Below are 9749 nucleotides of genomic sequence, written 5' to 3' on the forward strand. Positions count from 1 at the left end.
TGATTGGCGTTTGTAAAACCGGTAATCCAAAACTGCCAATTCCTTAGTGTGACTGTAGGGTCTTGCCTTAGGGTTTGTCGATGGAATTCTTTCCATAATGTAATCACCAATGCGACTATCCTTGTAAACCCTTACACCGCAAACCTGGAAACATCTCTCATGGCCACTACCGCCAATGCCGTGCTCAGCCGCCTGCGGCTCAAGCAACTCGGCCTTGTGATTGCGCTGGACCAGCACCGCTCCTTGCGCAAGGCAGCCGGTGACCTGTCGATGACGCAATCTGCCGCCAGCAAGGCGCTGATGGAAATCGAAAGCATCATGGGAGGCCCATTGTTTGAGCGCTCCCGCGTGGGCATCGCGCCCAACGAGCTGGGCCGCTGCGTGATCCGCTATGCCTGGCTGCTGCGGGCCGATGTGGATGCGATGGTGCAGGAGGTGTCCAACATCCGCCTGGGCCGGGGGGGGCGACTCTCGGTGGGCGCGATCATGGGAGCGGTACCCAAGGTGCTGACGGACGCGATCCAGAGGCTGCGTGCGGAAGATCAGGATATTTCCATCGAAATCGTCGAAGACACCAGCGCACGGCTTCTGCACATGCTCGACCAGGCGCAGTTGGAGGTCGTCATCGGGCGGGTCGTGGTCAGCCCACGGCCTGACCTGTATCGCTATGAAGTGCTGCGCGACGAGCCCCTTAGCGTTGTGGCGGGACCCGCGCACCCGCTGTCGCGGGCACGAAAGGTTCGCCTGCAGGACCTCGAACCTTATAACTGGATCGTTTACCCGAGCCGGATGCCATTGCGGGCTCTGCTTGAGCGGGAAATGAGCGACGCGGGAATTGCGATGCCCAGCAACCTCATCGAGACTGCATCCACCTTTGCCACGGTAGTGATGCTGCAAAAAAGTCCGGACCTGGTGGCCTTGCTGCCCAAGGACGTGTGCGAGTTCTTCAGTACGCAGAAGCTGTTGAAAATCCTGCCGATAGCGCTGAAGTCCCGCACCCAGTCCTTCGGCATCGTGACGCGATCAAGTGGCACCCTGTCGGCTGTTGCACAGCGCTTTGTCGATGTGCTGAGAGTGACACGGCAAGACTAGGCGCGTGGCCTGCGGTTTCCTGCGTGTCGTCGCGGCGGCGCATCGGACTGCCCGAGGGATGCAAGATCCAGGCTTCACCCACCAGATCGTGCAAGGTGATCTCGGCACGGTCAAAAAGCGGCTGGTCCACCCTGGCAACAATGCTCATGGGCTCGCCTTCCACCAACTCGATCTCCAGTTCGTCGCTCTGGAACTGGTCGGGCAGGCAGCCCAGTATCATATCCAGGTCAGCACGGATCAGTGCGGGTGTCAACAAGTCGCTCGTATTGACCTGAATCGACATGCATACATTCGGATGACTGCCCTTTCCTGTCGTCACCCCGACGCACGGCACGGCCTTCGACATCGTTGACAAGGGGGTGGCCAACGCAGGCGCTTTTCGGGATAAATGTCATGCTGATACGCACGATTGAATCGGGCCCGGACCACCCGCGATAGGGTTTCTCCGTATGTTGAATATTACAGATCGTGCAATTATTGATTGGCCTTACCACTTGGCCGATTGAGATTAACGAGGTATATGTGAATGGATGATCTAAAAGGTAAAGTCGTTCTTGTTACGGGTGCTTCCACCGGTATCGGTGCAGCCTGTGCAAAAGCCTTCGGCGCACTCGGCTGCAAAGTGGCGGTGCATTACAACAGTTCCAAGGCTGCTGCGATGGCGGTAGCCGAAGCGGTCGAAAAAGCCGGCGGCGAGGCGCTGGTGGTGCAAGGCGATCTACGCGTCTCCGCCGAGTGCAAACGCATAGTGACCGAAACGGTCAAACGCTTCAAACGCATAGATGTGCTGATAAACAACGCTGGCGCTTTGGTTAAGCGCGTGCCCATCACCGATGTCAGCGATGAAATTTTCGACGACATCGTGGGTCTGAACGTGCGCTCGATGATGATGTGCACCAAATACTCGGTATCGCACATGACAAGGGGCGGCAGCATCATCAATCTGACCAGTATCGCCGCGCGCAACGGCGGTGGGCCGGGCGCCAGCCTGTATGCCGGCTCCAAGGGGTTTGTCAGCACGGCGACCAAGAGCATCGCCAAGGAACTCGCAGGCCGGCAGATTCGTGTCAATGCCGTCGCCCCTGGGGTGATTACCACGCCTTTCCATGACAAATTTTCCACGCCCGAGCAACTTGAAGCGATGCGTCTGACGATTCCGATGGCGCGGCTCGGCACGGCCGACGAATGCGTCGGCGCTTTCATTTACCTCGCCTCGGAAAAGCTGTCCAGCTATGTAACCGGGCAGATCATCGAGGTCAATGGCGGGCAGTACATGCCTTGACGCTTTCCATTGACGCATCCAAGGCAATGAAAAATGTCTGCAAAATGGATTATTGCAATTCAATAATTTGTTAAATTGATTAACCCAAACAGGCCGGTGCAACCGCGCCGCTTTCACGAGGAGAGGGATGTGGCAGAACGTAATCATTACAACTTTTCAGGCCGTCATGCAGTTGTGACCGGCGGCGCCGCCGGCATCGGACTGGCCATTGCGCATCGTCTGGTAGAGGGCGGCGCAACGGTCAGCCTATGGGATCGAGATCCTGCCACACTGGAGCAGGCACGGACTTCGTTTGGTGCGGTGAAGCCGCATGTCGTCACCGTCGACGTGACCAATCCGGATGCAGTCGCGGCAGCACGCGATTCGACCTTGCGCGCTGCCGCTGCGGTTGACATCCTGATCACCAGCGCTGGCATCACGGGACCCAATACCACGCTTTGGGAATATCCGGTCGCAGACTGGGATCAAGTAATTAATGTTAACTTGCGCGGCCCGTTTTTATGTTGCCGCGCCGTGGTACCGCACATGCGCGAAAGAGGCTACGGCCGCATCGTGAACATTGCGTCGATCGCGGGCAAGGAGGGCAACCCGAATGCTTCCGCCTACAGTGCCTCCAAGGCGGGCGTGATTGCCATGACCAAGTCGCTCGGCAAGGAATTGGCGCAAACAGGGATCAGCGTCAATTGCATCACGCCGGCGGCAGTGCGCACCGGCATGTTTGCCCAGATGACGCAGCAGCATATCGATTACATGCTTTCCAAGATACCGATGAACCGCTTCGGCAACCCGGAGGAAATCGCCGCGCTGGTCGCATGGCTTTCTTCGGAAGACTGCTCCTTTACAACCGCTGCCGTGTTCGACATATCCGGCGGCAGGGCGACCTATTGATGGCCGCCGCTGACCGTTTTTCCGCTGAAGCGTTGACGCGCTTCGCAGTTGAGCTGCTGCAGACGGCAGGCCTGGATTCCGCGCCCGCCGAGGCGGTCGCCCGGACGCTGGTTGAAGGCGATCTGATGGGCCATGACACGCATGGGCTGGCATTGCTTGCGCCTTATGTAAAGGAAATTGAAAACGGCACAATGACACGCTCTGGCGCACCGGACGTGCTTGCCGATCATGGCGCCTCCCTCCTGTGGGACGGGCGGCGTTTGCCCGGACCGTGGCTGGTGTTGAGCGGAATCGATGCGCTGGCGCCGCGCGCCCGCCAGTACGGCAGCGCGACGCTGGTAATCCGCCGCAGTCACCATATCGCTTGTCTCGCAACTTACCTGCTGCGCGCGACCGAGGCCGGCTTCATGCTGCTGCTGGCGAGTTCGGACCCGGCTGTCCAAAGCGTTGCCCCCCACGGCGGAACGCGGGCCGTCTTCACACCCAACCCGATCGCCGCCGGCATTCCGACTTCGACCACGCCTTTCCTGATTGACATTTCTTCCTCGATCACGACCAACGGGATGAGTGCACGGTTACAGAAAGCGGGCAGGCAGTTCGACGAAGCATGCATGCTGGATGCTGAGGGTAATCCAAGTCGCGACCCGGGTGTGCTCTCCACGAATCCGCCCGGCACCATCATGCCTTTGGGTGGAATGACCTCGGGGCACAAGGGCTTTGGCCTGGCCTTGTTGATCGAGGCGCTCACTGGGGGGCTGGCCGGCCACGGTCGCGCTGATCCCGCCGACGGTTGGGGCGCCACGGTGTTCATGTCGCTGTACGATCCGGCGGCATTCGGCGGCACCACGGACTTTCTGCGCCAGACCGATTGGCTCGGGGATGCGTGCCGAAGCAATCCGCCGCGGCCCGGCTTCGATGCAGTGCGCATGCCTGGCGACAGGGGGCTTTCGCGCCGGAAGGAACAGATGTGCGACGGCATCCTGCTGCATCCGACCATACTGCCTATGCTAAAAGAATGTGCGCAGCGCTACGGTATGCACTTTCCGGAGCCGGTAGAAAATGCTCCGTCATCGCCGGCTCTTTGAGCCATTCTGAATACACGACCGTGTTGCGCTTTTCGGGAGTCCACAAACGCTGCGGCAGTGTTGCCGCACTCAAGGGCATCACGGCGCCCGGAGTGGACGTGAGCCACCTGCGCCGACGCATGGGCATGGTGTTCCAGGGTTTCGAGCTGTTTCCGCACATGACCATGGTGGTCGTCGCCCACGAGATGAGTTGTGCGCGCCGGGTGGCCAACGGGATCATCGTGTTCGATAACGGGCATGTGGTGGAAGAGGGGTCGCCTGCACCTATTTTTGACCATCCGCTACAAGAGCGCACCCGCGACTTCCCGGGCCATCTGGGCTGGAGCGGATAAGCCATGGCGCAGCCCTTTTTAAACCAGACCACGCTTGCAAGCCTTGTCGGCACCGCCGCGCGCATCCCGTCTTACCCGAGAAAGAACCTTGCTCCTGGCGTGGTGCATCTGGGACTAGGCGCATTTCACCGTGCGCACCAAGCGATGGTTTTTGAGGCGCTGCTGCAGCGCGGCGACCCACGTTGGGCTGTGCTGGGCGTGGCCATGCGGTCAACGCAAGTGGCAGAAACGCTGGACGCGCAGGATGGTTTGTATTCAGTTCAGGTGGCCAGCGCACAGGGAACCTACTGGCAGGTGGTGGGTTCCATCTGGCAAACCCGCGTGGCGGCGCGCGAACCTGAACAGGTGGTAGCGGCCATCGCTGCGCCCTCGACCCGCTGGGTCACGCTGACCGTGACCGAAAAAGGTTATGTGGCCGAACTCGCTGCCCTGATCGTTCAGGGGCTTGTGGCACGGCGCACGGACGGGCTTTCCGGGCTGACGATTGCATCCTGTGACAACCTGAGCGGCAATGGCGACCTGCTGAAGGCACTGTGCGTGCGGGCTGCAGGCGACGCGGCGCTGCAGCGCTGGATAGTGAGCCAGTGCGCATTTCCCAACAGCATGGTGGACCGCATCGTGCCTGCGGCCACGGCGCAGCGCAGGGATGAAGCAGCACAGGCACTGCGGTTGACGGATGATGCCGCACTGGCCACCGAAGGCTTTTGGGAATGGGTGCTGGAGGACCACTTTGCCGATGCGGCAGATGCTGACACGCTGCGTTCGGTGGGCGTCACCGTTGTGTCCGCCGTAAAGCCTTTTGAAGAGGCCAAGCTGCGCATGCTCAATGGCAGCCATTCAGCCATGGCATGTATGGGAGCCGTGCTGGGCCTGCCCACCATTTGTGACTGCATCACGCAGCCCGATATCCATCAGTTTGTTCACGACCTGATGACGCTTGAGATCATGCCGCACCTTTCGCGCCCGGATCTCGCAACCTACCGGGATGCTTTGCTGGCACGTTTTGCCAACCCGGCCCTCAAACACAGCGTGCACCAAATTGCGACAGACAACTCGCAGAAAATCCCGCAGCGCTGGCCGCCTTCTGCATTAGCGCAGCTGGACAGCGGTGGCTCCGCCGAGCACCTGGCATTTGCTGCCGCGGTGTGGCTGCGCTATTGCCTGGGTGAAGACGAGCGGGGCAACAGCTACGCGCTGTCTGATCCGTTGGCCGAGGTATTGCAGGCTACTGCGAAACAACACCGGGGCGATGCACCAGCCACCGTGAAGGCGCTGCTGGGGACGGGATCCATCTGGGGAAATGTGTTGCCACGGGACGCGCGCTGGACTCCTCGCGTCACGTACTGGCTGGGCCAGATACAGTCGTGCGGTGTTCTGCAGGCGATAAAGGACGTCAACCGGAACGCTAGCCCGAGCTGATCCTGCCGGCTCAGAGCTTCACGCCCACCTTGCCTGCGGCATCCACAATTTCCTGCCAGGTGTGGAGGTCAATCTCAATGCCATCACGCTCACGCCGCAGGCGCGTGCTGCGCTCCGGTTCTCCGGCAATTTGCACGGCGTCGAAGCCGGGTGCGACCGGCCCCGCCGTAAGCCAGTCGATGAAAGCCAGTGCTTCCTGCTCAAAAGCGGCCTGGGTGCCCAGCTTGGCCGGGTCAATCAGGACGCTCAGCATGCCGTTGACGACGGCGCGCACGGTTGGGTCGGTCGGCTTGTGCCAGGTGCCGCTGCCAGTCAGGGCGCCGCCCAGCAGTTCGCAGGCCACGGCCAAGCCGTAACCTTTGTGTTCGCCAAAAGCCAGCAGCGCACCAAACAAACCATTGCTTTGGGGTACCACCACTACACCCGGGTCAGTGGTGGGGTAGCCGTGTTCGTCAATCAGCGTGCCGGGCTCGACGCGCCGCCCTTCATTGTGCGCGACACGCATCTTGCCTTGCGCCATGCGGCTGGTGGCAAAGTCCAGCACAAAAGGATCGCGCCCCTTGAGCGGCACGCCAATGCAGCAGGGGTTGGTGCCATAGCGCCCATCGGCGCCGCCAAAAGGTGCCACCACCGGGCGCGACAGCACGTTGACAAAATGCAGGGACACTAGGCCTTGCGCCACGGCCATTTCGGCAAAGTGGCCGATGCGGCCCAGGTGGTGCGTATTGCCCAGCGCCATGATGCAGCTGCCGTGCGCCTTGGCACGGGCCATGCCGAGCGCCATGGCCTGCTCGCCAATCACCTGTCCGTAGCCGCGCTGGCCGTCCAGTGTGAGCAGCGAACCGGTGTCCAGCACGGTCTGCACGCTGGCATTGGGTTTGAGGCCGCCTTCGAGCACGGCGTCCACATAGCGCGGCAGCATGCCCACACCATGCGAATCATGGCCGCTGAGGTTGGCCAGCACCAGGTTGGAGGCGACTGTTTCGGCCTCTTCTGTCGAGCTGCCGGACGCTATTAAAATAGTAGTGCACTGCGCCCGTAAATACTGGGATTGAAGTACTTTTTGCATATAAAAACCTACATTACTGCGCCGACCTGCCAGGGCACAAACTCGTTTTGTCCATAGCCGTGCAACTCGCTCTTGCTTTTTTCACCCGAGGCCGTGGCCAGCACCAGCTCAAAAATGCGCTGCCCCATCTCGGCTACCGTGCTGCTGCCGTCAATGATCTCGCCGCAGTTGAGGTCCATGTCGTCTTCCTGCTTGCGCCACAGCGCCGAGTTGGTCGACAGTTTGAGCGAGGGCGAGGGTGCGCAGCCGTAGGCCGAGCCGCGCCCGGTGGTGAAGCAGATCAGGTTGGCACCGCCGGCGACTTGACCGGTCGCACTGACCGGGTCGTAGCCAGGCGTGTCCATGTAGACCAGACCGTGCGCCGTGACTTTCTCGGCGTATTCATAGACCGCCTGCAGGTTGCTGGTGCCGCCTTTGGCGACCGCGCCCAGCGATTTTTCCAGGATGGTGGTCAGTCCGCCGGCCTTGTTGCCGGGCGAAGGGTTGTTGTTCATCTCGCCGTCGTTGATCTGGGTATAGTGCTCCCACCACTTGATGCGGGTGATCAGTTTTTCACCGACTTCGCGCGTCACGGCACGGCGCGTCAGCAGGTGTTCGGCGCCATAAATCTCCGGTGTTTCGCTCAGGATGGCCGAGCCGCCGTGCGCCACCAGCAAATCAACGGCGGCGCCCAGCGCCGGGTTGGCACTGATGCCGGAGTAGCCATCCGAGCCGCCGCATTGCAGACCGATGGTGATGTGCGCGGCGCTGCAGGGCTCGCGCTGGACCGCGTTGGCCTGGGGCAGCATGTCCTTGATCAGCGCAATGCCTTTGGCGACTGATTTGGCCGTGCCACCGGTGTCCTGAATGCTGAACGCCCGCAATGTTTCGCCCTCGCGCAGGTCGCTGTTGGCCAGCCAGGCATTGATCTGGTTGGATTCGCAGCCCAGCCCCACCACCAGCACGGCGGCGAAGTTGGCGTGTTTTGCGTAACCGGCCAGCGTACGCTGCAAAATCTGCATGCCGATGCCTTCGGTGTCCATGGCGCAGCCGGTGCCGTGGGTCAGTGCCACCACGCCATCGACGTTTGGAAACGACGCCAGTGCCGCCGGGTTGGTTTGCAGCGAGAAGTGGTCGGCAATGGCACGGGCGACTGTGGCCGAGCAGTTCACACTGGACAGGATGCCGATGTAGTTGCGCGTGGCCACCCGTCCATCGGCACGCTTGATGCCCAGGAACGTGGCTTCGCGTTTGGCGGGCTCGGGCTTGACGTCGGCACCAAAGGCATAGTCGCGCTCGAAGTCGCCCTTGTTCGGACCCATGTCCAGGTTGTGCGTGTGAATGTGCTCGCCGGCGGCAATCGGTTTGCTGGCAAACCCGATGATCTGGTTGTAGCGCCGCACCGGGTCGCCAGCGACCATGGCATGCGTCGCAATTTTGTGGCCTGGCGGGATCAGGCCCTTGATCGGGATGCCTTCCACCGCTGTGCCGCTGACCAGTTGGGCACGGGCAATCAGCACATCGTCTTTGGGGTGGAGACGGATAAAAGGTGTCATTTAATTAAAAAACCATTTTTGGGGAGCCACAGGACCAGCTTTGGGAGGTAGGTGATGACGGCCAGACTGCCCAGCAACGGCACCAGCCAGGGCAGGATCGCCACGGTGAATTTTCGCTTTTTCACGATGGCTTATCGGTTTGTGGTTTGGAAATTGTTAGGCGTCAAGAAGTCTTTGCACGGCGCCAGCTCGCGCTGTAACGGGTATGGGCCTTTTTCAGGTGGCGTTGCATGGCGCTGCGTGCGGCGCCTGCATCGTGCGCGCGAATCGCTTCCAGCACCTGGGCGTGTTCGATCAGGGCGGCATCCCAGGAGGTCTGGTCTTCAAAATAGTCGCCCAGTCGCTCGAACAGCGTGCCGCGTCGGGCTTGCCAGTAGCCACAGATGGTGTCACGCAGCACTTCGTTGCCGCAAGCCTGGGCAATCGCATTGTGAAAAGCCTCGTCGCCATCACGTGGTATCCGGCCTTTGACAACTTCGTCGCGCATTTGTTGCAAGGCGCAATCGATGAGCTGCAGGTCTGCTTTTTTAGCGTTGTGCGCAGCCAGTGCCGCCACCTCGCTCTCCACCAGCTCGCGCGCCCGCATCACCTCCAGCGGGCCCCACTCGGCGGCTCCGCTGATTTTTTTGCGCGAGGGCTGGCGCGGCTTGGGCTTGAGTACATAGATGCCCGAGCCGCTACGCACTTCGATCACGTGTTCCACCTCCAGCGCAATCAGGGCTTCGCGCACTGAAGGGCGGCTGACGCCCAGTTGCTTGGCCAGGTCGCGTTCGGCCGGAAGACGCGAGCCCACGGCGAACTCGCCCTTGCTGATCAGGGAGCGCAATTGCTCAGCAATCTGGCGGTACAGACGTTGTGGTTCGACGATTTTCAGCGGCATGCGGGGCGCTTTTGAAGTGGTATTAAAGGGTAGTCAGAATTGGACAAGTGGTCAGACCAATTAATAATCCCATGATTCCATCTGCCGGGCATCCGGTTAAACCCTGTAATGCCTCTAATACCCTCATGAAGCCGCAAGCCACCGTTAAGAACTGATCCGTAAATAAT

The 9749-nt window shown here is 60.7% G+C and carries 9 protein-coding genes and 1 pseudogene; 6 read left to right on the top strand and 4 right to left on the bottom strand.

Annotated features, from left to right (window positions below):
- Positions 1–159 precede the first annotated feature (159 nt).
- Entirely contained in the window at positions 160–1092 is a 933-nt protein-coding gene (locus B3F77_RS08930) for a LysR family transcriptional regulator (protein ID WP_293604619.1), read from the top strand.
- A 55-nt stretch (positions 1093–1147) separates the two neighbouring features.
- Here the strand turns inward: B3F77_RS08930 and B3F77_RS20960 are convergent.
- Positions 1148–1438, bottom strand: a pseudogene (locus B3F77_RS20960) (LysR substrate-binding domain-containing protein); the annotation flags it as partial.
- 180 nt (positions 1439–1618) lie between these two features.
- Here B3F77_RS20960 and B3F77_RS08935 point away from each other — a divergent pair.
- The 5 genes from B3F77_RS08935 to B3F77_RS08955 all read left to right on the top strand — a co-directional run bounded on the left by B3F77_RS08935 (position 1619) and on the right by B3F77_RS08955 (position 6098).
- Positions 1619–2374 carry an SDR family NAD(P)-dependent oxidoreductase gene (locus B3F77_RS08935; protein WP_293604620.1) on the top strand — a complete coding sequence of 252 codons (756 nt, stop codon included), beginning with the start codon at positions 1619–1621 and terminating at the stop codon, positions 2372–2374.
- A gap of 129 nt (positions 2375–2503) precedes the next feature.
- Positions 2504–3262: an SDR family NAD(P)-dependent oxidoreductase gene (locus tag B3F77_RS08940; RefSeq protein ID WP_293604621.1), complete on the top strand. Its 759-nt coding sequence runs from the start codon at positions 2504–2506 to the stop codon at positions 3260–3262.
- Complete coding sequence (locus B3F77_RS08945; RefSeq protein ID WP_293604622.1) at positions 3262–4347, top strand: Ldh family oxidoreductase; 1086 nt, start codon at positions 3262–3264, stop codon at positions 4345–4347. The genes B3F77_RS08940 and B3F77_RS08945 overlap by 1 nt, the downstream gene beginning before the upstream one ends.
- The gene (locus B3F77_RS08950) at positions 4344–4679 is read left to right on the top strand and encodes a hypothetical protein (RefSeq protein WP_293604623.1); all 336 of its coding nucleotides are present in this window, start codon (positions 4344–4346) and stop codon (positions 4677–4679) included. Before B3F77_RS08945 ends, B3F77_RS08950 begins: the two co-directional genes overlap by 4 nt.
- A 3-nt stretch (positions 4680–4682) precedes the next feature.
- A complete protein-coding gene (locus B3F77_RS08955; RefSeq protein ID WP_293604624.1) occupies positions 4683–6098 on the top strand; it encodes a mannitol dehydrogenase family protein in 1416 nt (471 codons plus the stop codon).
- A gap of 10 nt (positions 6099–6108) precedes the next feature.
- On the opposite strand, the gene B3F77_RS08960 is transcribed toward B3F77_RS08955, so the two are convergent.
- The 3 genes from B3F77_RS08960 to B3F77_RS08970 form a co-directional block, all read right to left on the bottom strand.
- Positions 6109–7167, bottom strand: a complete 1059-nt coding sequence (locus tag B3F77_RS08960) for a malate/lactate/ureidoglycolate dehydrogenase (protein ID WP_293604625.1) — start codon at positions 7165–7167, stop codon at positions 6109–6111.
- Between the two features lie 8 nt (positions 7168–7175).
- A complete protein-coding gene (locus B3F77_RS08965; RefSeq protein WP_293604626.1) occupies positions 7176–8702 on the bottom strand; it encodes a UxaA family hydrolase in 1527 nt (508 codons plus the stop codon).
- A gap of 163 nt (positions 8703–8865) precedes the next feature.
- Positions 8866–9582, bottom strand: coding sequence for a FadR/GntR family transcriptional regulator (locus B3F77_RS08970; RefSeq protein ID WP_293604627.1), 717 nt, complete (start codon positions 9580–9582; stop codon positions 8866–8868).
- Positions 9583–9749 lie beyond the last annotated feature (167 nt).

The organism is Polaromonas sp. UBA4122 (assembly GCA_002381615.1).
In the GTDB taxonomy this organism is placed as follows: Bacteria; Pseudomonadota; Gammaproteobacteria; order Burkholderiales; family Burkholderiaceae_C; genus Polaromonas.